This window comes from Kitasatospora sp. NPDC005751, assembly GCF_040630835.1.
Classification (GTDB): Bacteria; Actinomycetota; Actinomycetes; order Streptomycetales; family Streptomycetaceae; genus Kitasatospora.
Genome location: NZ_JBEXYC010000068.1, coordinates 1 through 24,576, shown reverse-complemented (window position 1 = coordinate 24,576; position 24,576 = coordinate 1). Strand labels below are relative to the sequence as shown.

The 24,576-nt window shown below is 75.5% G+C and carries 7 protein-coding genes; all 7 read right to left on the bottom strand.

Going from position 1 to position 24,576, the window contains the following annotated elements; translation table 11 throughout:
* Nucleotides 1-62: 62 nt before the first annotated feature.
* The 7 genes from ABZ497_RS32865 to ABZ497_RS32835 all read right to left on the bottom strand — a co-directional run bounded on the left by ABZ497_RS32865 (nucleotide 63) and on the right by ABZ497_RS32835 (nucleotide 24,425).
* Complete coding sequence (locus tag ABZ497_RS32865) at nucleotides 63-17,126, bottom strand: type I polyketide synthase (RefSeq protein WP_359810788.1); 17,064 nt, start codon at nucleotides 17,124-17,126, stop codon at nucleotides 63-65.
* Nucleotides 17,127-17,158: 32 nt separating this feature from the next.
* A complete protein-coding gene (locus ABZ497_RS32860; RefSeq protein WP_329491260.1) occupies nucleotides 17,159-18,352 on the bottom strand; it encodes a cytochrome P450 in 1,194 nt (397 codons plus the stop codon).
* A gap of 201 nt (nucleotides 18,353-18,553) precedes the next feature.
* Nucleotides 18,554-19,186 (bottom strand): NAD(P)H-dependent oxidoreductase, encoded by a 633-nt coding sequence (locus tag ABZ497_RS32855; RefSeq protein ID WP_329491259.1) that lies wholly within the window; start codon nucleotides 19,184-19,186, stop codon nucleotides 18,554-18,556.
* 244 nt (nucleotides 19,187-19,430) lie between these two features.
* The gene (locus ABZ497_RS32850) at nucleotides 19,431-20,651 is read right to left on the bottom strand and encodes a LuxR C-terminal-related transcriptional regulator (RefSeq protein WP_359810784.1); all 1,221 of its coding nucleotides are present in this window, start codon (nucleotides 20,649-20,651) and stop codon (nucleotides 19,431-19,433) included.
* A 1,233-nt stretch (nucleotides 20,652-21,884) separates the two neighbouring features.
* On the bottom strand, nucleotides 21,885-22,196 hold the full coding sequence (locus ABZ497_RS32845) for a hypothetical protein (protein ID WP_359810782.1): 312 nt from the start codon (nucleotides 22,194-22,196) through the stop codon (nucleotides 21,885-21,887).
* A gap of 365 nt (nucleotides 22,197-22,561) precedes the next feature.
* Nucleotides 22,562-23,578: a UDP-glucose 4-epimerase GalE gene (gene galE, locus ABZ497_RS32840; protein WP_359810779.1), complete on the bottom strand. Its 1,017-nt coding sequence runs from the start codon at nucleotides 23,576-23,578 to the stop codon at nucleotides 22,562-22,564.
* Between the two features lie 112 nt (nucleotides 23,579-23,690).
* Nucleotides 23,691-24,425 (bottom strand): hypothetical protein, encoded by a 735-nt coding sequence (locus ABZ497_RS32835; RefSeq protein ID WP_359810778.1) that lies wholly within the window; start codon nucleotides 24,423-24,425, stop codon nucleotides 23,691-23,693.
* Nucleotides 24,426-24,576 lie beyond the last annotated feature (151 nt).

The window sequence follows — 24,576 nt, the reverse complement described above, 5'->3', positions numbered from 1 at the left end:
GGGGCGGTTCAGGGCGGTTCGGAGCGGTTCGGGGTGGAACCGGTGGTCGCCGGGCGTCCGGGTCAGTTCCGGCCGAGGGCGCGCTGCACCAGGTCGGCGACGTCCATGGCATCGATCAGGTCGGCGTCGTCCTCGGCCGGTTCGGCCGCCGCGTCGGGTGCGGGGGCGTCCTCGGTCTCGACGAGGGCGAGCAGGGTGTCCAGGAGGCCGGCCTCCTTGAAGCGGGCGAACGGGACGTCCGCGAGCGCGCGCCGCAGGTCGTCCTCCCGCCCGTCGAGGTCGTCGCCGGTGTCCCGCAGGAGTTCGGCGCGCAGGTAGCCGACGAGGGCGTCCGGGGTGGGGTAGTCGAAGATCAGGGTCGCGGGCAGCCGCAGGCCGGTGGCGACGTGCAGGCTGTTGCGCAGGTTGACGGCGGCCAGCGAGTCGAAGCCGACCTCCTGGAAGGCCTGCAGCGGGCCGATGCTCTCGGCGCCGCTGTGGCCGAGGACGGTCGCGGCGTGGCCGCAGACCAGCTTCAGCAGGATCCGGCCCTGCTCCGCCTCCGGGACGGCCCGCAGCGAGTCCACCAGCGAGGAGGTGGTGTCGCTGTTCCCGCTGTCCGGCTGGGAGGCCCGCAGCGCGGCGTCGGCCTCGGGGAGGTCGGCGAAGAGCGGGCTGGCCCGGACGGAGGTGAACGCCGGGATGAAGGCGTCCCAGTCCATGTCGGCCACCGTAACGAACTTCTCGTGCGCCCGCACCGCCTGTTCGAAGGCGGTCATCGCGACCTGCGGAGCCATCGGCAGGACACCCCGGCGGCGCAGCTGGGCGAGGGTCGCCTCGTCCATCCCGGCGCCGACCTGGTCGAGGGCGCCCCAGGCGATCGAGGTCGCCCGCAGGCCGCGTCCGCGACGCCACTCGACCAGCGCGTCCAGCACGGTGTTGGCCGCGCCGGAGACGCCCTGCCCGCCGCCGCCCCAGACGCTGGCGATCGAGGAGAAGACGACGAACGCGTCGAGCGGGGTGTCGGCGAACAGCTCGTCGAGCCAGAAGGCGGTGTCCACCTTGGCGGCGAAGACCTCGGCGAGGTCCGCCGCGCCGGTGTCGGTGACGGAGCCGGTCCAGGCCATGTCGGCCGCGTGCAGCACGGCGGTGAGCGGCTGGTCCGCGGGCGCCTCGGCGACCAGCCGGGCGAGTGCGTCCCGGTCGGCGTCGGCGCAGGCCACCACGGTGGTGCCGGTGCCCAGTGCGGCGAGTTCCGCCCGCAGCCCGGCCAGGTCCTCCTCGGCCGTCCGGGGGCCGGTGGTGACGATCAGCCGGCTCGCGCCGGACTCCGCCAGCCAGAGCGAGGCGTTGCGGCCGAGCCCCTCGGCGCCGCCGGTCACCAGCACGGTGCCGCTCGGCTGCCAGCCGCCCGTGGTGGGCTCCGGCGCGGCCTTGCGGACCAGCCGGCGGCTGTAGACACCGGAGCGGCGGACGGCGAGCTGGTCGTCGCCGGCGGCGCCGTTCAGCGCGCCGAGCAGGTACTGCGCCGTCCGGGCGTCGTGCGCGGCGGGCAGGTCGATCAGACCGCCCCAGCGGTCGGGGAACTCCAGCGCGGCGGCCCGGCCCAGGCCCCACAGCGCGGCCTGCGCCGGTGCGGTGAGGGTGTCCTGGATCCCGATGTTCACGGCGCCCCGGGTGAGGCACCAGAGCGGGCGGCCGGGCGCGGCGTCGCCGAGCGCCTGGATCAGCGCGAGGGTGGCCACCGTGGCGCTCACGTCCGGCCCGGTGGTCCCCGGGTCGAGCGCGAGCAGCGAGAGCACGCCGGTCACGTCCTGCTCGGCCAGCACGGCGGTCAGCCGTTCGGTGAGGCGGGCACGGGTGGTCTCCTCGGCCGCGACCTCCAGGGTGACGAGGTCGAGCCCCTGCGCGGCCAGCGCGGCCGGCAGGCCGTCGACGGGTGCGTCCGCCGGTCGCCCGGACGGGACGACCACCAGCCACCGCCCGCCCGGCACACCGACGGCCTCGCGTTCGAGCGGCCGCCAGGTGACGTTGTAGCGCAGCTTCTCGGCGCTGGACCGGCGCCGCCGCCGGCCCCGCCAGTCGGCCAGGACGGGGGTCAGCGTGCGCAGCGCCTCGCGCTGGTCGGCCGCGGCCAGGTCGAGCAGCCGGGCGAGCGAGTCGGGGTCGGTCTGCTCCACGGCCGCCCAGAAGTCGGCGTCCGCGCCCTCGGCCGCCGAGGCGGCGTCGTCGTCGGGCGTCCCGCCCTCCTGGAGCCAGAAGTGCCGGCGGTCGAAGGCGTAGGTCGGCAGCTCCGCCAGCGGGGCGTCGGCCCCGGCGGGCAGGATGCCGGTCCAGTCCACGGCGACGCCCCGGACGAAGAGTTCGGCCATCGAGGCCAGCAGCCGGCGCGGCCCGCCCTCCTCGCGGCGGAGCGTGCCGCCGACGACGGCGCGCAGCCGGACGCTGTCGTCCTCGGCGGTGTCGAAGATCTCGTTGACCGGCTGGACCAGTACGGGGTGCGCGCTGGCCTCGACGAAGACGGTGTGGCCCTGGCCGAGCAGGGCGGCGACGGCGGGGCCGAAGCGGACCTGGCCGCGCAGGTTGCGGTACCAGTAGCCGCCGTCCAGTACGCCGGCCTCGTCGATCCACTCGCCCGTGACGGTGGAGAAGAACGGGACCAGCGGGGCCTGGCTGCGGATGTCCGCGAAGGCCTTCGCCAGGGTGTCCTCGATCGCCTCGACGTGGCGGGTGTGGGAGGCGTAGTCCACCGCGACCCGGCGCACCCGGACCCCGTCGGCCGCCAGGACCTCCAGCGCCTCGTCCAGCGCCTCGGCGTCACCGGCCACCACCACGGACGTCGGACTGTTGACCGCGGCGACCTCCACCCGGTCCGCCCACGGCGCCAGCCGGACCAGCGCGTCGGCCTCGGAGAGGGCCGCCGAGGCCATCCCGCCGCGCCCGGCGAGGCTGCCGGCGATCACCTGGCTGCGCACCGCGACGATCCGCGCGGCGTCCTCCAGGGAGAGCGCACCGGCCACGCAGGCCGCCGCGATCTCGCCCTGCGAGTGGCCCAGCACGGCGTCCGGCAGCACGCCGACCGAGGCCCAGACGGCGGCCAGGCCGACCATCACGGCGAAGCTCGCCGGCTGGAGCACGTCCACCCGGTCCAGCAGCTCGGCCGGCGCGTCCCCGCGCAGCACGTCCACCAGCGACCAGTCGACGAACGGGTCCAGCGCCCGGGCGCACGCCGCCACCCGCTCGGCGAACACCGGGGAGGCGTCCAGCAGTTCACGCCCCATCCCGACCCACTGCGAACCCTGTCCCGGGAAGACCAGCACGGTGCGGCCCGGTCCGCCGGAGGACGCGGCGGTCCCGGTCACCACGGCGGGGCTGCGCTCGCCCCGGGCCAGCGCGGCCAGCCCGGCCAGCGCCTCGGACCGCGAACCGGCCACCACCACCGCGCGCTCGGCGAGCACCGCCCGCCGCGCGATCAGTGCCCCGGCGACTCCGGTGAGCGGCGCGGCCTGCGCCGACTCCACGAAGGCCACCAGCCGGCCGGCCTGGCCCGCCAGCGAGGCGGCGCTCCGCGCCGACACCACCAGCGGCACCACCGCGTCCGGCGCGGGCCCGTCGGCCGGCCCCGCCGGGACCGGCTCGGGGCCCTCCTCCAGGATCACGTGCGCGTTGGTCCCGCTCGCACCGAACGACGAGACCGCCGCGCGGCGCGGCCGGCCGTCGCGCGGCCACTCCCGCGCCTCGGTGAGCAGCTCGACGGCGCCCGCCGCCCAGTCCACCTGCGGGGTCGGCTCGGTGACGTGCAGGGTCGCGGGCATCACGCCGTGCCGCATCGCCTCCACCATCTTGATCACGCCGGAGACACCCGCCGCCGCCTGGGTGTGGCCGATGTTGGACTTCAGCGAGCCGAGCCGCAGCGGCCGGTCGGCGGGCCGGTCCTGGCCGTAGGTGGCCAGCAGGGCCTGGACCTCGATCGGGTCGCCCAGCGAGGTGCCGGTGCCGTGGCCCTCGACCACGTCCACCTCGGCGGCGCTCAGGCCCGCGTTCGCCAGCGCCCGGCGGATCACCCGCTGCTGCGAGGGGCCGTTGGGCGCGGTCAGGCCGTTCGACGCGCCGTCCTGGTTCACCGCGCTGCCACGCAGCACCGCCAGGATCCGGTGCCCGTTGCGCCGCGCCTCGGAGAGCCGCTCCAGCACCACGACGCCCACACCCTCGGCCCAGCCGGTGCCGTCGGCCGTCGCCGAGTAGGCCTTGCAGCGCCCGTCGGCGGAGAGGCCGCGCTGCCGCGAGAACTCCAGGAAGGCGTCCGGGCTGGACATCACGGTCGCCCCGCCGGCCAGCGCCATCGAGCACTCGCCGCGCCGCAGCGCCTGCGCGGCCAGGTGCATCGCCACCAGCGACGACGAGCAGGCCGTGTCCACGGTGACCGCCGGGCCCTCGAAGCCGAACACGTAGGACACCCGGCCCGAGGCGACGCTGGAGGACGTCCCGGTCATCACGTAGCCCTGCACGTCGTCGGGCACCTGCCGCAGCCGGGTCACGTAGTCGTGGTGGACGATGCCGGTGAAGACGCCGATGTCGCGGCCCCGGGTGGAGAGCGGGTCGATCCCGGCCCGCTCCAGCGCCTCCCAGGAGGTCTCCAGCAGCAGCCGCTGCTGCGGGTCCATGGCGAGTGCCTCACGCGGCGAGATGCCGAACAGCCCGGCGTCGAACTGGGCCGCGTCGTGCAGGAATCCGCCGACCCGGGTGTAGCTGGTGCCCGGGTGAGCCGGGTCCGGGTGGTACAGCTTGTCGACGTCCCAGTCCCGGTCGGTGGGGAAGGCGGAGAGCCCGTCCCGCCCCTCCGCGACCATGGTCCAGAGCTCCTCGGGGGTGTTCACGCCGCCCGGCAGCCGGGTGCTCATGGCGATGATGGCGATCGGCTCGTCCGGGTCGGTGGCGGCCGCCGTGGCCGCCTGCCCGTCCGCCGGCCGCTCGCCGAGCAGTTCGCCGCGCAGGTGGTCCGCCAGTGCGGCCGGGGTCGGGTAGTCGAAGACCAGGCTGGTCGGCAGGGACAGGCCGGTGAAGTCCTGCAGCCGGTTGCGGAGTTTGACGGCGCTGAGCGAGTCGAAGCCGAGCTCGCGGAACGGCTGGCCGGCGTCGAAGGAGTCGGCGCCCTGGTGGCCCAGGACGGCGGCGGCGCTCTCCTGCACCAGCGCCATCAGCCGGCGGTGCTGTTCCGCCGGGGCGAGGTCGGCGAGGCGGGCGGCCGTCGAACCACCGGCCGCCGCACCGCGCCGCACCACGCGCCGGGCCAGCGGGGCGTCCGCCGGGGCCGCCGGAACCGCCGCGGGAACCGCGTCGGCACGGGTGGCCCCGTCGGTGCCCGCCGGCGTCAACGGCCCGATGGTGGCGACCGGTTCGCCCTCCGCGTCGGCCAGCTCCAGCAGGTGGCGGCCGCCCTCGGCCGGGGTGATCCGCAGCCGCAGGGTGGCGGCGCCCTCCGCGTACACGGCGAGTTCGGCGCAGGCGGCCGGCTCGCGGTCGCGCCCGTCGGCGTCGCCTCCGGTGTGCGCGGCGAGGACCTTCAGCGCGGTGTCGACGAGTGCCGGGTGGAGCGTGAACGCCTCGGCCTCGGCCAGGAGTTCGGCGGGCAGCTCGATGTCGACGAGGAGCCCCCCGTCGCGCTGCCAGAGCCTGCGGACGCCGGCCACCTTCGCGGCGGGGGACGCGGTGTCCGCGGCCTCGGCGGTGTCCGCCGCCTCGCCGGTGTCCGCCGCGTCCTCGGCGGACGGCCAGTCCCGCAGGTCGAAGCCGGGCCGCGGCAGCCCGGGGGCCAGCAGGGCGCGGGCATGGCAGACCCAGGGGCCCTGCTCCGGGCCGGCCGGCCGGGAGTGCACCCCGGCGCGGCGCAGGCCGTCCGTGCCCGGGGCCTCCACCGAGACCCGCAGCTGGAGGTCCCCGTGGCCGGGCAGGACCAGCGGCGTCGCCACGGTGAGCTGCCGGACGGCGCCGCTGGCGGCCTCGCTGCCGGCCAGGACGAGCAGGTCCAGCAGCACGGCCGCCGGGACGGCGGTGTCAACGGCGCCGGCCGGGTCGACCAGCAGGCCCCGGCTGCGCCGGGTCAGCCGCCCGGTGAGCACGACGCCGGTGCCGCCGTCCTCGCCGGGGACGTCGACGACGGTGCCGAGCAGCGGGTGCCCGGTGCTGCGGGCACCGAGTGCCTCGGCGTCCGCGGCGGCGCCGCTCTCGACCCAGTACCGCTCGTGCTGGAAGGCGTAGGTGGGCAGTTCGGCGCCGACCGCCGTGACCGGCCGGCCGAGGACGGCGGGCCAGTCCACGTCCACGCCGCGCACGTGCAGTTCGGCGAGCGCGGTGAGGACGGCGGTGTCGTCGGGGGTGTCGCCGCGCAGGGTGGCGACGCAGCCGCCGGCCTGCCGCTCGCCGAGCGTGCCGAGCGCCATCGCGGTCAGCACCCCGCCCGGGCCGAGTTCGAGGTAGGTCGCGGCGCCCTGATCGCGCAGCGCGGTGACCGCGTCGCCGAACCGGACGGCGTCGCGCACCTGGTCGACCCAGTACGCCGCCGTCCCGAAGTGCCCCTCCTCGGCGAGCCGGCCGGTGACGGTGGAGACCACGGGGATGCTGCCCGGCCGGTACCTCAGCTTGGCCGCGACCGCCTCGAACTCCGCCAGCATCGGCTCCATCAGGGCCGAGTGGAAGGCGTGGCTGACGGTGAGCCGCCGGGTCTTGTGACCGGTCCGGGCCAGCTCGGCCGCGACGGCGAGCACCGCGTCCTCGGCGCCGGAGAGCACCAGCGAGTCGGGGCCGTTGACCGCCGCGACACCGACCACGCCCGCCGCGCCGGCCAGCAGCGGCGCGACGTCGGCCTCGGTCGCCCGCACCGCGACCATCGCGCCGCCGGCCGGCAGTGCCTGCATCAACCGCCCTCGGGCGGCGACCAGTTCGCCCGCCGAGGCGAGGTCGAGGATGCCGGCGGCGTGGGCGGCGGCGAGCTCGCCGATCGAGTGCCCGGCCAGCAGGTCGGGCCGTACGCCCCAGGAGGTGAAGAGCCGGAACAGCGCCGTCTCCAGGGCGAAGAGACCGGCCTGGGTGTACAGGGTCTCGTCGAGCAGCGCGGCCTCCGCCGTACCGGGGTCGGCGAAGACGATCTCGTGCAGCGGGCGCGTCGACGCGCCGTCCAGGTGCCGCTCGACGGCGGCGCAGGCGGCGGCGAAGGCGTCCCGGAAGACCGGGAAGGCCTCGGCGAGGCGGCGGCCCATCCCGGCCCACTGGCTGCCCTGCCCGGTGAAGAGGAAGGCCAGCCTGCCGTCGGCGGCGGCGGCGTTGCCGACCACGGTCGTGGCGTCGGGCGTGCCCGCTTCGAGGGCGCGCAGGGCGTCGGCCAGCTGCCGGCGGTCACCCGCCAGCAGCACCGCGCGGTGGTCGAGCCCGGCCCGGGCGGTGGCGAGCGCGTGGGCCGTCCCGGCCGGCGGGACGTCGGACCGGTCGTCGACGAAGCGGGCGAGCCGCCCCGCCTGGCCGCGCAGCGCGGCCGCCGACCTGGCCGAGACCGGCACCGGGACGAGCACGGGCGGCGCCTGGGCGGCGTCGGTCGGGTCCTGCGGCGGCGCGGGCTCCGGCACGGCGGCGGCGTCGGCCGGCGCCTGCTGCACCAGGACGTGCGCGTTGGTCCCGCCGATGCCGAAGGAGGACACCCCCGCGCGGCGCGGGCGGCCGGTCTCCGGCCAGTCCCGGGCCTCGGTCAGCAGCTCGACCGCGCCCACCGACCAGTCCACATGGGTCGAGGGCCGGTCCACGTGCAGCGTCCGGGGCAGGACGCCGTGCCGGATGGCCATCACCATCTTGATCACCCCGGCCACCCCGGCCGCGGCCTGGGTGTGGCCGATGTTCGACTTGACCGAGCCGAGCCAGAGCGGCTCCTGCCCGTCCACTCGGTCCTGCCCGTACGTGGCCAGCAGCGCCTGCGCCTCGATCGGGTCGCCGAGGACGGTGCCGGTGCCGTGCGCCTCGACCGCGTCCACCTCGGCCGGCGAGAGGCCCGCGTTCGCCAGCGCCGTGCGGATCACCCGCTGCTGGGAGAGCCCGTTCGGCGCGGTCAGACCGTTGGACGCGCCGTCCTGGTTGACCGCGCTGCCGCTGATCACCGCCAGGACCTGGTGGCCGCGCCGGCGCGCCTCGGAGAGCCGCTCGACGAGCAGCACGCCGACGCCCTCGGCCCAGCCGGTGCCGTCCGCGCCGTCCGCGAAGGCCTTGCAGCGGCCGTCCGGGGCCAGCCCGCGCTGCCGGGAGAACTCCACGAAGGTCTCCAGGTTGCCCATCACCATCACGCCGCCGGCCAGCGCCATCGAGCACTCGCCCCGGCGCAGCGCCTGGGCCGCGAGGTGCAGGGCGACCAGTGAGGAGGAGCAGGCGGTGTCGACCGTGACGGCCGGGCCCTCGAAGCCGAACTGGTAGGCGACGCGGCCCGACAGGACGCTGCCGGAGCCGCCGGTGAGCCGGAAGCCCTCGACGCCGGCCGCCTGGTGCATCCGCACGGTGTAGTCGTGGCTGTTGACGCCGACGAAGACGCCGATGTCCTGGCCGCCCAGGCCGGTGGGGTCGATCGCGGCGCGTTCGAAGGCCTCCCAGGAGGTCTCCAGCAGCAGCCGCTGCTGCGGGTCCATCGCCAGCGCCTCGTTCGGCGAGATGCCGAAGAAGCCGGCGTCGAACCCGGTGGCGTCGTCGAGGAAGGCGGCGTGGCGGACGTAGGTCTTGCCCGCGCTGTCCGGGTCGGCGTCGTAGTGCCGCTCGATGTCCCAGCCGCGGTCCTCGGGGAACTCGGTGACGGCGTCGACCCCGTCGGCCACCAGCCGCCAGAGGTCCTCGGGGCTGTGCACCCCGCCCGGGAGGCGGCAGGACATCGCCACGATCGCGATCGGCTCGTCGGGGTCGACGGCCGCGGCGCTCGCTCGGCCCGTCCCGGCGCCGTCCGGGGCGGTGCTGCCGAACAGCCTGACGCGCAGGTGCTCGGCGAGGGCGACCGGCTTCGGGTAGTCGAAGACGATGGTCGAGGAGAGCGTGAGTCCGCTCGCGGAGGCCAGCCGGTTCCGCAGCTCCACGGCGGTCAGCGAGTCGAAGCCGGCCTCCTTGAAGGCCCGGTCGGCCCGGACGGCGTCGGGGGCGGCGTGGCCGAGCACCTCGGCGGCGTGCCGGCGCACCAGGGCCACCAGCTGCTCGGTCCGCTCGGCCTCGCCCAGCCGGGCGAGCCGGTCCCGCAGGGAGCCGGTGTCGGGGCCGGCGGCGGCGCGGACGGTCCGCCGTCCGGCCGGTGCCAGGCCGCGCAGCAGCGGTGCCACGGGGCCGCTGCGGGCGGCCGCGCGCAGGGCGGGCAGGTCGAACCTGGCGGCCACCAGGGCGGCGGGCGTCCCGGCGCCGGCGCGCAGGGCGGCGTCCAGCAGGGCCATCCCCTCGGCGTCGGACAGCCCGGCCATGCCCAGCCGCCTGGTGCGCCGGAGGTCGGCGGTGCCGAGGTGGCGGGTCATGCCGCTGGCCTGGCTCCAGTAGCCCCAGGCGAGCGAGACGCCGGGCAGGCCGAGCCCGCGGCGCAGCTCGGCCAGGGCGTCCAGGCAGGCGTTGGCCGCCGCGTAGTTGCCCTGGCCGGGGTTGCCCAGGACGCCGGCGGCCGAGGAGAACAGCACGAAGGCGGCGAGGTCCAGGCCCCGGGTGAGCTCGTGCAGGTGGAGCGCGGCGTCCAGCTTGGGCCGCAGCACGGTGTCGACCCGGTCCGGGGTCAGCGCGGTGACCACGCCGTCGTCCAGGACGCCGGCGGTGTGCACGACGGCGGTCAGCGGGTGCTCGGCCGGTACCGCCGCGAGGAGCGCGGCGAGCTGGGCGCGGTCGGCGGTGTCGCAGGCGGCGACGGTGACGGTGGCGCCCAGCGCGGCGAGTTCCTCGCGCAGCGCCTGCGCGCCCTCGGCGGCGGGGCCGCGGCGGCTGACCAGCAGCAGGTGGCGGGCGGCGTGCGCGGTGACCAGGTGCCGGGCGACCAGGGCGCCGAGCGTCCCGGTCCCGCCGGTGACCAGGACGGTCCCGGCGGGGTCGAGGCCCGCGGCGGTCCCGGCTCCGGGCGCCTCGGCTCCGGGCGTCCCGGCTTCGGCGGTCCCGGCTCCGGGCGTCCCCGTGGTGCGCTCCGGGACGGTGGCCCGGACCAGCCGGGGCACCTCGGCCAGACCCGCCCGGACCCGCACCCGCGGTTCGCCACTGGCCAGCACGGCCGGCAGCAACACGGCGGCGGAGTCGTCGAGTTCGGCGATCACGATGCGGTCCGGGTGCTCGGACTGCGCCGAGCGCAGCAGACCGGACACGGCGGCGGTCGCGAGGTCGGTCACGTCCCCGCCGACCGAGACGACCAGCCGGGACTGCGCCAGCGCGGGGGCGGACAGCCAGGCCTGGAGGACGGCCAGCGCGGCGGCCACGGCGGCCCGGGGGTCACCCCCCGGGTGCTCCACGGCGTACCGCAGCACCTCCGGGGCCGGACCGTCGGACGCGGCGAGGGTCTCGACGTCCCCGGCGGTCGCGATCGTCGCGGTACCGGGGGCGGCCTCTGCCACGGCGGGCAGCGGCAGTTCGGACCACTCCAGCCGGAACAGCGCGTCCTGCGTCAACTCCCCTGCGAAACCGTTCTGTTCCGGCGCGTAGGGCCGGGCGAGGACGGCATCGGCGATCAGCACCGGCGCACCGGTCGGGTCGCTCAGCTCCAGCCGGGCCCCCTCGTCCGTCGTCCCGGAGGTGCGGACCAGCAGCTCGGTGGCGCCCGAGGCCAGCAGGGTCACCCCGCGCCACTCGGCGGCGAACGCGCCCTCCGGGAGGGCGGTGCGCACGGCGGCGTCCAGCAGCGCCGGGTGCAGGCCGAAACGGTCGGCGGGGCCGGCCGCGTCGTCCAGCGAGACCTCGGCCACCGGGCCGTCGGCGGGCCGGGCGGTCCGGGTGTCCGCCGGGGCGGGTGCCAGGGTGCCGTGGGCGTGGCGCGTCCACTCCGCGTCCAGCGGCGCGTCGTCCGCGCGGGAGTACACCCCGACAGCGCGCCGCCCGGTGTCGTCGGCCGCTCCGACGGTCATCTGGACGGCGCGCCCCCCGCGCAGCGGGAGCACCACCGGCCGGTCGACGGTCAGTTCCGCGACGGTCGGGGTGCCGACCTCGTCGCCGAACCGGACGGCCAGCTCGACCAGCGCCGCGCTGGGTACCGGGACGGTGTCACCGACCACGTGCTCGGAGAGCCACGGGTGCGCACCGAGCGACCACCGCGCGGTGGTCATGAAGCCGCCCGAGCCGGGCACACCGACGATCGCGCCGATCAGCGGGTGGTCGGCGGTGGCCTGGCCGAGCGAGGCCGCGTCGGTGGCCCGGGTGGTCCGCAGCCAGTAGTGCCGGTGGTCGAAGGCGTAGGTCGGCAGCTCGACGCGGGCGGTGCCGGTGGGCAGCACGCCCGTCCAGTCCACGGCCACGCCGCGGACGAAGAGTTCGGCCATCGAGGCGAACAGGCGGCGCAGGCCGCCCTCGTCCCGCCGCAGCGTCCCGGTGACCAGGGCCTCGACCCCGGCTTCGTCCACGATCTCGCTGACCGGCTGGACCAGCACCGGGTGCGCGCTCGACTCCACGAACACCGTGTGACCCGCTTCGAGCAGGGCGGCGACGGCGGGGCCGAAGCGGACCTGGCCGCGCAGGTTGCGGTACCAGTAGCCGCCGTCCAGCACGCCGGCCTCGGTGACCCAAGCACTCGTGACGGTCGAGTAGAAGGGAATCCGCGGCGCCTGGCTACGGATGTCCGCGAAGGCCCCCGCCAGGGTCTCCTCGATCGCCTCGACATAGCGGGTGTGGGAGGCGTAGTCCACCGCCACCCGGCGCACCCGCACGCTGTCGGCCGCCAGCACCTCCAACGCCTCGTCCAGCGCCTCGGCGTCACCCGCGATGACCACCGAGGCCGGGCCGTTGACGGCCGCGACCTCGACGCGGTCCGCCCAGCGCACCAGCCGCTCCACAGCCTCGCTCTCGGAGAGCGCCACCGACGCCATCCCCCCGCGACCGGCGAGGCTGCCCGCGATCACCTGGCTGCGCACCGCCACGATCCGGGCCGCGTCCCCCAACGACAGCACACCGGCCACGCAGGCCGCCGCGATCTCCCCCTGCGAGTGGCCGACCACCGCGTCCGGCACCACACCCACCGACGCCCAGACCGCCGCCAGACCGACCATCACCGCGAAGCTCGCCGGCTGGAGCACGTCCACCCGGTCGAGCAGTTCGGCCGGGGCCTCACCGCGCAGCACCTCCGCCAGCGACCAGTCGACGAACGGGTCCAGAGCCCGGGCGCACTCCGCGACGCGCTCCGCGAACACCGGCGAGGCGTCCAGCAGTTCACGCCCCATCCCGACCCACTGCGAACCCTGCCCCGGGAACACCAGCACCGTCCGGCCCGCACCGGACACACTGCCCGTCACCAACCCCGGCGCCGACTCCCCGCGCGCCAACGCGGCCAGCCCTGCCAGCGCCTCCTCCGAGGTGCCGGCCACCACCACGGCACGCTCGTCCAGCAGCGCCCGCCGGGTGGCCAGCGCACCGGCCAGGGCCGCCCGGTCACCGGCCGTCACCAACGGCGCCAGCCGCCCGGCCTGGCCCGCCAGCGAGGCCGCGCTCTTCGCCGAGACCACCAGCGGCAGCACATCCGCGGGGCCGGCCTCGACCTCGGCCGGCTCCTCCTCGGGGCCCTGCTCCAGGATCAGGTGCGCGTTGGTGCCGCTGACACCGAAGGAGGAGACGGCGGCCCGGCGGGGGCGGCCGGTCTCCGGCCAGTCCCGGGCCTCGGTCAGCAGCTCGACCGCGCCCGCCGTCCAGTCCACCTGCGAGGACGGTGCGTCCACGTGCAGGGTGGGCGGCATGACGCCGTGCCGCAGCGCCTGCACCATCTTGATCACACCGGCGACCCCGGCGGCGGCCTGGGTGTGGCCGATGTTCGACTTCAGCGAGCCGAGCCGCAGCGGCCGCTCGGCGGGCCGGTCCTGACCGTAGGTGGCCAGCAGCGCCTGCGCCTCGATCGGGTCACCCAGCACCGTGCCGGTGCCGTGCCCCTCGACGACGTCCACCTCGGCGGTGGACAGGCCCGCGTTGGCCAGCGCCTTGCGGATCACCCGCTGCTGGGAGAGGCCGTTGGGCGCGGTCAGACCGTTCGACGCGCCGTCCTGGTTCACCGCGCTGCCGCGCAGCACCGCCAGGACGTGGTGCCCGTTGGCCCGCGCCTCGGAGAGCCGCTCCAGCACCACGACGCCCGCGCCCTCGGCCCAGCCGGTGCCGTCCGCCGCGTCCGCGTAGGACTTGCAGCGGCCGTCCGTCGCCAGCGCCCGCTGCCGCGAGAACTCCACGAAAGTGTCCGGGGTCGCCATCACGGTCGCGCCGCCGGCCAGCGCCAGCGAGCACTCCCCGCGCCGCAGCGCCTGCGCGGCCAGGTGCATCGCCACCAGCGACGACGAGCACGCCGTGTCCACCGTCACCGCCGGGCCCTCGAACCCGAACACGTAGGAGACCCGGCCCGAGGCCACGCTCGACGCCGTACCGGTGGCGGTGAAGCCCTCCAGCTCCGCCGGCGCCGCGCCGCCCGCGCCGTAGCTCTGGCCCATGACGCCGGAGAACACCCCGACGTCCGCGCCCTTCAGACCGGCCGGGTCGATACCGGCCCGCTCCATCGCCTCCCAGGACGCCTCCAGCAGCAACCGCTGCTGCGGGTCCATCGCCAGCGCCTCCCGCGGGCTGATGCCGAAGAACCCGGCGTCGAACAGACCGGCGTCGCGCAGGAACCCGCCGCGGTCGGCGGTGGAGGTACCGGCCTGCTCCGGATCGCCGGAGAACAGGGCGTCCAAGTCCCAGCCACGGTCCTCCGGGAAGCCGGACAGGGCCTCCCGGCCCTCGCGGACCAGCCGCCACAGTTCCTCCGGGCCGGTCACACCGCCCGGCAGGCGGCACGCCATGCCGACGATCGCGATCGGCTCGTCCGGATCGGCGGGCACCGCCCGGCCGACCGGCTCCGGGGCCTCGCGCAGGCCGAGGACGCGGGCCCGCAGGTGGGCCGCCAGCGCCTCCGGCGTCGGGTGGTCGAAGCTCACGGTGGCGGGCAGGCGCAGCCCGGTGCTCCCGGTCAGCCGGTTGCGCAGTTCGACGACGGCGAGCGAGGTGAGGCCCAGGTCGCGGAAGGCCTGCCCGGCCGGGACGGCGCCGGTGCCGGGCCGGTTCAGCACGGCGGCGGCCTGGGTGCGGACCAGCTCTTCGAGCAGGGCGAGCTGCGCCCGCTCGTCCAGGCCCGACAGGCGGGCGCGCAGGTCGGCGGTGACGGTCTCGTCGGGCCGGGCGGCGGGCGGCGGCGTGGCCGCGAGGGCGCGCAGGACCGCCGGCACCCGGCCGTCCGGGTCGAGCGGGCCGGTCCGCAGCGCCACCAGCGCCGGGGCGCCGGTCTCGATCAGCAGGTCGAAGGCGGCGAGCCCGTCCCGCAGGTGCCGGGCCCCGGCCTCCTCGGTGGCGTCGGCCACCGGGTAGCCGGTGCTCCAGGCGAGGGCCGAGCCGGCCTGCCCGCGCAGCCGGCGGCTGTGCGCCAGTGCCTCCGTCAGCGCCTCGGCGACGGCGGTGTCCGGGGCCCCGGGGGAGCCGAGCACGGCGGCGGTGCCGGTGACGGCGACGAAGGCGGTGAGCCCGGTGTCGGCCGTGAGCTCGTCGAGGGCCCGGGCGAGGGCCTGGTCCCCGGCGGCGTGCACGACGGCGGTGACCGGGTGGCCGAGGCCGGCCAGCGCCGTCCGCAGTACGACCCGGTCCGTGCCATCGGCGGTCACCCGGGCGAGGTCCAGCCCGGTGGGGAGGTCGGCGTCCAGCGGCTCGCCCGCATCCGGCGCGTAGACCAGCAGCAACCGCTCCACCCCGTACGCGGTGGTCAGGTGGCGCACCAGAGCGGCGCCGGCCGGGGTGTCGGCCCCGGTGACCACCACGGTCGCGCCGAGTCCGGCCGGGCCGGCGCCGAGCGGACGGTCGGCGACCGGCACCGGGAGCAGTCGTGGGACCAGCGGTTGCCCGGCCCGCAGGGCGAGTTGGGGCTCACCGGAGGCGACCGCGGCCAGCAGCTCCGGGGCGGACACCTCGGCGCCGGGCCGGGCGTCGAGATCGAGGACGGTCACGGCCTCGGGACGGTCACTGCCGGCCTGGACGGAGCGCGCGACGGCCCAGAGCGGGACGCCCGCGGGGTCGGGCGCGGCGTCCCCCTCGGTGGCGGTCACCGCGCCGCGGGTGAGCAGGACCAGCCGGGCCCCGGCCGGGACCGGCCGGGTGGCCGAGGCACGGCCCTCGGCGGCGGTGGCCACCGGGTCGAGCAGGGTCACGCCGGGAGCCGGCTCGCCGGCGGCCACGGCGGCGTCCAGGGCCGCGAGGCCGGGGTGGTGCCGGACGTCGAGACCGGCGGCCCGCAGGCCGGTGACGAGCGCGTCGGCCGGGCCGACCACCGCCCAGCCCGGTGCGGCTGTTCCGGCGGCCGCCGGGGGTGCGGGCGGCGCCGGCACCCAGGCCGGCGCCAGCAGGGCGTCATGGTGTCCGTCGGCGGCGTAGCGCAGCCGGGCGGGCTGCTCGGCCAGCAGGCGCCGGACGATCTTCCCGGAGGCCGTCCGGGGAATCCCGGCGACCTCGTAGACCCGCTCGGGCAGCTTGTACGCGGAGAGCCGCTCGCGGCAGCGGTCGATCAGCGCGGCGGTGTCGAGGCCGGCCGGCCCGGGGACCACCCAGGCGACGGGCACCTCGCCGAGCGTGTCGTGCACCACCCCGGCGACCCCGGCGTCGGCCACGCCCTCGACGGTGCGCAGGACGGCTTCGACCTCGTCGGGGTGGATGTTCTCGCCGCCGCGGATGACCAGGTCCTTGAGGCGGCCGCAGATGGTGAAGTACCCGTCCTCGTCCCGCCGGGCCAGGTCGCCGGTGTGGAACCAGCCGTCCCGCACCGCCGCGGCGGTGGCCTCCGGGCTGTTGTGGTAGCCGACCATGACGTTCGGTCCGCTGACCCAGACCTCGCCCTCCTCGCCGGCCGCGACGTCGAGGCCGGTGCGCGGGTCGACGATCCGCACGCCGACGCCCGGCACGGGCAGGCCGCAGGAGCCCTCGACGCGGGCGGCGTCCGGCGGGTTGATGGTGATCGCGCCGCAGGTCTCGGTGCTCCCGTAGGCGTCGACCAGCGGCACCCCGAAGCCCTCCTCGAAGGAGCGGCGCAGTTCGGAGCCGGTGACGGCGCCGCCGACCAGCCCGATCCGCAGGTCGGGCAGCGACAGACCGGTCCGCCGGGCGGTGGTGACCAGGTGGTGGTAGGTGGTGGGGACGCCGGCGAGGAAGGTGGAGCGGTCCTCGCGGAGCGCGGTCAGGATGTCGTCCGCGGAACTGCCGTCCATGATCCGGGCGGTGGCGCCGGCCACCGGGACGGAGAGCACGCAGGCGATGTGCGAGAGGCTGTGGAAGAGCGGCAGCGGCCACAGCACCCGGTCGTGCTCGGACAGGCCCGGCACAGGCACGTAGCAGGAGGCCACGGACCAGAGGCAGTTGCGCTGGGTGGACAGCACGCCCTTGGGCCGGCCGGTGGTGCCCGAGGTGTAGAACATCCAGGCCACCTCGTCCAGTCCGAGGTCGTCGGGGGCCTCGGTGACGGGTTCGGTGACGGCGAGTTCGTCGAAGGAGAGGGTGCCCGCCGGGGCCGGGGCCGGGCCGGCCACCAGCACGCCGGACGCACCGGCCGGGGCCGGCAGCAATCGCAGGAACGTTTCTGCGTGACCGGTGCCGGTCAGCGCGAAGACCGCGCCGCTGTCGGTCAGCAGGTACTCGGTCTCGGCCGCCGTGGCCCGCGGGTTCACCGGCACGCCGATGCCGCCGGCCCGCACGACGGCGAGATAGCCCTCCACCATGGCGACGGAGTTGCCGAGGCAGAGTGCCACCCGGTCCCCGCGCCGGACGCCGAGGCCGGCCAGGTGACCGGCCAGCCTCCGCGTCCGTGCTTCGAGCTCTCCGTAGGTGACCGCGTGCCGGTCGTCCTCGAAAGCGATCTTGTCCGTGAAACGGACCGCGTTCTCCCGGAGGATGACCGGGAGCGGGGTGATCAGATCGGGGCGCACCTTACCGCGAACTCCTTCCGGAGAGCAGGGAGTTACCAGGAAACGGGCAGGGACTTCACAGCGAAGACGGACCCGTGGGTCCGCAGCGGGACGTCGTCCGCCGGCACCGCCAGGCGCAGGTCGGGGAAGGCCTCCAGCAGGGCCCGCAGGCCGACCCGCAGCTGCAGTCGGGCCAGGTTCTGGCCGATGCACTGGTGGACGCCGTAGCCGAAGGCCACGTGGCCCGCGGTGTCCCGGGAGAGGTCGAGGTCGGCGGGGCAGCCGAACTTCGCCGGGTCACGGTTGGCGGCCGGCAGCGAAACGGTGACCGTCTCGCCCTTCTTCACGGCGTGGCCGCCGAGTTCGAGGTCCTCCAGGGCGGTCCGGAAGATCTCGTACTGGTTGACGGTGATGTAGCGGAGGATCTCCTCCACCGCGTCGTCGATCTTCGAGGGGTCGGCCCGCAGGGCGGCCAGCTGCTCCGGGTGGTGCAGCAGCGCGAACACGCCGACCGTCAGCGCGCCCTCCGTGGTCTCGTAACCGGCGAACAGCAGCAGGGCGGTGATGTTGCCCAGCTCCTCGTCGCTGAGTTCCCCGGTGGCGATCAGCCGGCTCAGGATGTCGTCCCCGGGCTCCGCCTTCTTGCGCGCGATGGTCTCGTGGATGAACGCGCCCACCTGGGCGAACGCGGCCATCGACTCCTGCGCGTCACCGAACGGGTTGTTCATGACCGCCGGCGCCTCGGCGTAGCGGTCCCGCTCGCTGTAGGGCAGGCCGATCAGGTCCGACAGCACCCGCAGGACCAGCGGGTTGGCGAAGGTCTCCAGCAGGTCGGCGGAGTTGCCGTGCTCGCGCATGACCTTGATCTGCTCGGCGGCCACCGCCTCGACCTGCGGCGTCAGCTGGTTGATCGTGCGGCCGGTGAACTCGCGCGTCAGCAGCTTGCGGAACCGGGTCTGCTCCGGCGGGTCCATGTGGATGAACATCCCCGGCATGGCCGGGAACTGCGGTACCGGACCACCGTACTTGGTGACCGGGAAGTGCCCGATCTCCAGGTTGTGGCTGAACTTCGGGTCGCTCAGGACCTGCCGGGCGAGCTCGTGGCTGGTGGCGATCCACCCGACGTGCCCGTCGGGGTAGACCATCCGCGCCAGCGGGCGCTCCTTCCGCAGCTCGTCGAATATCGCCGGCGGGTCGAACTTGTCAGTCCGCGCCCAGGCATCCTCGTAAGAGATCGCCTCGCTCATGACGCACCTTCTCCGTTTCGGGTCGAAATATCCCTGCGCACGAAAACGGCAGCCCCCGCCGGTTCGGTACGGAGCCGTTTCCCGGATAATTCACCGGGCCCGCACCGGTGTGCGGGCACGGCGAATCACGCGGCGAATCCGGCACAAGCCCGCCGCGATGTTCCCGCCGGCCGCGAATGACGGCCGGGCCGTTCCGTGGAATCAGAGAGCCAGCTTCTTGAGCGTCTCGTTGGCGTTCGCCAGGGACTGCTCGCCCAGCGGCTTGAGCGCCGCCATCGCCGGCACGATCGCCGCGAGGGTCAGCTCGGCGTGCACGAACTTCAGGTCGTCGGCGAGGCCGATCGAGCTCAGCACCGCGCGCAGGTAGGGCTCCTGGTGGTCCCAGCCCTCCCGCGGCGTGCCCGGCGCGTACGAGCCGCCGCGGGCGGTGACCACGATGACCGTCTTGCCGCTCAGCGGGCCCGACTCGGCGCCCGGGGGCACCATGTGGGCCGGGCTGACCAGCAGGTCGATCCACGACTTGATCGTCGACGGCACGGCGTAGTTGTACATCGGGACGCCGAGCACGATCGTGCTCGCCTCGCGGACCTCGGCCACCACGGCCTCGGTGAGCGCCTTCTCCGCCGGCGCCAGCCCGTGGTCACGGCTGGGGTCCAGGAGCGACTCGCGCACCGCGTGGGTGATGTGCGGCACCGGCTGGGCCGCCAGGTCCCGGTAGGTGTAACCGTCACCGGGGTGGTTCTGGCGCCACTGGGTGGCGAAATACGACGACAACTGCCTCGTCACGGAGCCGGTGGCGCGGATGCTCGAATCAATGTGGAGAAGAGAAGACACAAAGGGCCCCTGGATTGTCCTGAGCGATTCACCGAGAACTGCTTTTCCAACGCTCTTCGAGTCTAAGGAGAAGCGCCCCGGACGGGCATCCCTCAGTCTGGTAGCGCGGGTGGCCACCGGCCCGTGAGGAGCCGCGCGGCGGGCCCACGCGCCGGCCCGGACGGCCGGGCGGCACGCCGCGGCGGCCCCGTCGGAAGGGCCCGTTCCGCGAACGTCCGCACACCGTCGCACCGGCGCGCGGGCCTCACACGGCCAACCGCCCGGCCGGTACCTCGGGCACGAACGCGGACTCCGCGCCCAACTCGGTCGTCCGCTCCTCCACGAGCCGGTTCCAGGTGCCTGCCAGCTCCACCCGGGAGGCGACGTCGAGCTTGCGGAAGATCTTCTTGAGATGGAACGCCACCGTGTGCGGTGACATGAAGAGCTGTCGCCCCACCCGCCCGTTGGTGAGTCCCTGGCTCACCAGCTCCGCCACCGCGTACTCGGTGTCGGTCAACTGGCTGGCCATCGTTCTGGTCCGGCTCGGGCGGCGCGAGAACTGCCCGCTGTTGCCCTCCAGTTCCCTGAGCTTGCTGCGCACCCGCAGGACGTCCCGGGAGGCACCGACCGCCCCGTAGCCGTCCGCCGCCCGTTTCAGCAGCTCGACGGCCTGGTCCTGCTCGGAGCGGCGGGCGAACCGCACCGCACTCGCGTCCTCCAGCGCGGAGGCCTGCGCCCACCGGTCCAGGTGCAGGCCGGCGGCCCGCTCCAGGGCCGCGGCGTTCCGCTCGAACAGGCCGATGGCGTGCGCGGACGCCGCCTGGACGGTGCGGAAGCTGGGGTTGCGCGCCGCCAGTTCGTTGACCTGGGTGACCGTCCGGACGGCGATCTCGTCGCCCGACAGGCGCTGCGCGGCGCGGACCAGCCAGGCCGCCGCGGCCGGCTGCGAGACCAGCAACTCCCGGGCCAGCGCACCGTCGTGCACCAGCCCCTTCAGGAGGTGGGCGATGCTCTCCGTCCCGTCCCGGGCCTCCAGCACCTGGGCGACGGCCCAGGCGCACTGCCCGGCCATCAGGTTCGCGCGTCCGAGCAGGGCGTGGTCCCGCAGCCGGTTCGCGTACTGGAGGGCGGTGGTGAGGTCCAGCTGCCGGGTCGTACTGACCGCCATGACGAGGAACCCGCTCGGGTTCAGCGACCGGTTGCCGGCCTGCTGGGCCAGCCGGAGACCGGCCTGGGCCGAGGCGACCGCCCGGTCGAGCTCGCCCTTGGCCAGGCTCAGCTCCGCCTCGCACAGCAAATGAGCGGCACGCTTCTCAACTTGGTTCGATCCGTGGACAGGTGACGTGTCGTCGGCGAGCATGTTGGTAGCCGCCCCCAGACCGCGGACGCGGGTCAACAGCGTCGCGTGCCAGATCCTCGCCTTCAGCGAGCAGGAGCCCGGCGCTCCGGCCTGCGCCCGGCCCGTGGCGGCGGCAGCCAGATCCATACTCCTACCGAGCTGGCCGTCGAGCCACGACTGGGCGGAACGCGCCGCCAACTGGACGACTTCGTCGGATAACTGCAGGGAAGGACCGGGCGCCGTGTAAGTCCGAAATGACACTGTATCCTCCGACTCGGAATCGGTACCGCCCTGTCCTGCCCGGCTGCTCGGCGGGCATCGTCGGACGCCACTCGATTCGACATGGGAATGTGGGGCCTGCAACACGATCGTGCCGGTGGTGCCTGGTCGGTCGCGGACGGGCAGTGACCCGGCCGTCCGCGACGCATGGTCGGGCCCCCGTGCCCCGAGCCCGTCGACCTGCGGGCCGGGCCCGGTCCGCAGGACGGAAGGGCCGGTTCCGGCGCGCCGGAACGTCTGGACAACATTCGGCAACCCCTTTCCACAGAGCCGTCGTTCGGCTCCAGGAAGACCTGCCGCGGCGGCCTGGGGCGCTGACGTGAGATTGACCACTGCGCGACGGTGCGTCGGCCGCCGAAGCGCGGCGGCGCGCAGCCGATGAGCCGGAAGAGCCCGCTCCGGTCACGAGGTGCCGGGTGCGACCACAATGTCGACGGGGCTCTGAACAGCCGCCCGACCACCGGACGGGGCCGGCGGGAGGAGACGGGGAGAGGAATGCGCGATGACCGGGTCGTCGGTCATCCGCGAACGGTAGGGCAGCGAACACCGTCCGATCTGTAAGAGGCTTTCGCCGCAGGCACCCTGATGTTCCGTCGGCCGGTGACCCGGGCTGCGACAGCGACCCCGGTCACCGTGACCGGCGAAGGCGGCGCCCCCCCGGAGGCCCCCCACGAGCATGCCCAGAACACCGGGGCCTTGGAAAGAGCTGGCCACATCGTGGAACAGATCGTCTCGCCGCCGCAGCTGTTCAGACACGTCGCGACCCACCACGACCACCGACTCGATCCGCACGCAGCATCCACCCCCTCGGCCCGCAGCCTCGCCCGCTGTGCGACATGCCGGAAAGACCCGTCCCCGCCCGCGCCGCGGGCCGTCGCCCCCCGGCCCCCGCCGGACGACGCACTCGGACGCGCCCCCTGGCCTGTCCATGCCGATTCAGACTCTACGTCATGTCGAACACGATCGGGTGATGATCGTGATCATTTCTGTGACCGAAGTGACGCCTGTGGCATGTCGCTCTCCGTGTGCACAAAGGGCGGCCGGCCGGTCCGAGCCATGCCGACGACCGGCGCGGCGCAGGCCGCACCGACCGCTCGACGTTCAGCCCGTCACGGCGAGTTCGGCCACCACCGCACGGTGATCCGTACCCGGCACGCGGTGCCCGGACACCGCCACGGCGGTCAAACCTTCACCACGGAGGACATGGCCGATCTGGATCACCGGCGGTAGGCGCGGGAAGTCCGCATCGTCCTCCGGCCGGGCGGGCGAACCGCCCCGGCCGAGTTCGGCGTGGGTGTCCGTCAGACCGGTGGCGGGCAGCCCGGCCAGGGCCGCCGCCCACCACGGGCGCAGGGCGAGCAGCACACCCGGCACCACCAGGCCGGCGACCGCCGCGTAGGGCAGCAGCACCATCGGGAGCGCCGGCGGGGTGCCGTCGTGCCGTCGTCCCAGCCGCCGAGCCGGATCGCGACCAGCGCCACCGGAAGCAGCGGGACCGCCCCGCAGAGTCCGATCAGCGCCCTGCGCGTTTCCACGTCCACGTCCACCAGCTGATTCCGGCCACCCGCTCTCCCACCGGGTACTCCACTCCGCTCCCCACGGTCCGGCGCGGCCGGCGGGTTGCCCGGTGGCTCGCCCACGCGGCCGTCGGCCCGGTTCTCGCCTTCGCCGGAGGACGCGGTGGGCGGGTGCGGCGGTTCCGGCCCGCGCAAGCCCCGTCCGGCGCCGGGCGGGGCTTGCGCGGGCCGGAACGGAGCCCGTCAGGCGCCGGCCGCCCGTCAGGCGGAGGCGAGGTGCGCCGTCCACTTGGCGCGCCAGGCGAGGGCGTCGGCGACGGCCTCGGCGATGGTGCGCCGCGCGGTCCAGCCGAGGAGTTCGCGGGCGGTGTCGACGGCGGCGTAGCAGCCGATCACGTCGCCGGGCCGGGGGTCCGCCTCCCGGACCTCGACCTCGGCGCCGACGGCGGCCTCGAAGGCCGCGATCAGCTCGCGGACGGTGGTGCCCTCGCCGGTGCCGATGTTGATCACCCGGTAGCGGTCCTCGGCCGCGGGCTTGATCACCTCGTCGAACCGGGTGAGCGCGGCGACGTGGGCCTCGGCGACGTCCTGCACGTGGATGTAGTCCCGGATGCCGGAGCCGTCCCGGGTCGCCCAGTCCGCGCCGGTGACGGTGAACGGCACGCCGTCGGCATGGGCCTCGATCAGCTTGCCGAGGGCGTGGGTCGGCCGGAGGTCCTGCAGCCCGGTGCGCAGCCGCGGGTCGGCGCCGACCGGGTTGAAGTAGCGCAGCGCGACGACCCGGAGGTCCTCGGCGCCCTCGCCCCGGGTCCAGTCCTGGAGGACCAGCTCCATCATCTGCTTGGTCCGCGCGTACGGGCTGCCGGCGGCGACGGGGCAGCTCTCGTCGACCCGGGCGTCCGGGGTGGGCGCATAGATGGAGCCGGAGCTGCTGAAGACGACCCGGGTACAGCCGTTGCGCTGGAGGCCCTCCAGCAGCTCGACGGTCTTGGCGACGTTCTCCCGGTAGTAGAACAGCGGCTTGGCGACCGACTCCGGCACCACGATCCGGGCCGCGCAGTGCAGGGTGGCGCCGATGTCGGGGTGCTCGGCGAAGACGCGGTCCAGGAGGTCCGCGTCGGCGATGTCGCCCCGGTAGAAATCCCGGCCCTCGACGAACTCCGGTCGGCCGGTGGAGAGGTCGTCGAGCACGACCGGCGTGATGCCCTGGTCGAGCAGTGCGGACGCGACGGTGCTGCCGATGTATCCCGCGCCACCGGTGATCAGGACCTTCTTCATACGCGGACGCTCCCTTGCTCCCGTCGGACGCCGTGGCGGCGTCCGGTTGAGAGGGGGGACGGTGGGTTCGGGCCCGCCGGTTCCGCTGACCTGCGGATCCTTCGACCGGGAGTCAGCGCCGGCGGGCCCGGCGGCGGAGCGCGAAGCCGGTGGCGGCCAGGACGACGACGGCCACGGCAGTGCCGACGGCCAGCCGGACCGCCGTGGACGAACCGTCGCTCCCGGCGGCGGTGTCCTGCGCAGGGGGCACGGTCTGCCCGGCGGTCGGGCCGGCGGTCGGGCCGGTCGTCGGTCCGGCCGTCGGTCCGGCCGTCGGTCCGGCGGAGGGGGACCCCGCCGGAGGGGTCGGTGCGGGCGTGGCTCCGGACGTGAGCGTGGGCGTGGGCACGACGGTGGGCCCCACCGTGGGCCCGGCGGTGGTGGGCTGCGCGCCGGACGTCCCGGTGGGGGTCGGCAGGGGCGGGTCGGAGATGACCGCCGGTTCGATGTCGAGCTCCCGCTCGCCGTGCCCGAGCGAGGGGAACGCGCAGTCCACCGTGATCCGCCAGTGGCCGGCCGGCAGCATCTCCCGGGTGGTGTAGGAGCCGGGGTGCCCGGGCACGGCGACCAGACGCCAGGGCCCGGCCGAGCGGCCGTCGGCGGAGGTCGCGGCGAGCGACCCGGCGAACTCCTCGGTGACCGGGTCGTGGTCGTTCTCCCAGGTGGCCACGGTGGTGACGTGTCCGCTGTCCTGCCCGGTGACCTCCAGGTGGACGGTGTCGCCGTGGGCGGCGGCGGGCAGTGCGGCGGGTGCGAGAACGACCGCCCCCGCGAGGGCGAGGGCGGTGGCGAACGTTCGGGTGCGCATGGTGGGGCATCCTCGGGGGTGGCCGGGTGCGGCCGCCACCGCTGGCGAGCGGTGGCCCCTCCTCGGACTGCGGATCGAGATGTCACGCCCCCACCGTACCGCCTTGCCCGCTTCGCATGCGGGGACCATGGTCGTGTTCACTCTGGGCTGC

Bases quoted from the DNA above. Each gene is read 5' to 3' on its own strand.
- ABZ497_RS32860 (WP_329491260.1), bottom strand. From the start codon at position 18,352: ATGAGCGAGGCGATCTCTTACGAGGATGCCTGGGCGCGGACTGACAAG.
- ABZ497_RS32850 (WP_359810784.1), bottom strand. From the start codon at position 20,651: ATGGATCTGGCTGCCGCCGCCACGGGCCGGGCGCAGGCCGGAGCGCCG.
- ABZ497_RS32845 (WP_359810782.1), bottom strand. From the start codon at position 22,196: ATGGTGCTGCTGCCCTACGCGGCGGTCGCCGGCCTGGTGGTGCCGGGT.
- galE (WP_359810779.1), bottom strand. From the start codon at position 23,578: ATGAAGAAGGTCCTGATCACCGGTGGCGCGGGATACATCGGCAGCACC.
- ABZ497_RS32835 (WP_359810778.1), bottom strand. From the start codon at position 24,425: ATGCGCACCCGAACGTTCGCCACCGCCCTCGCCCTCGCGGGGGCGGTC.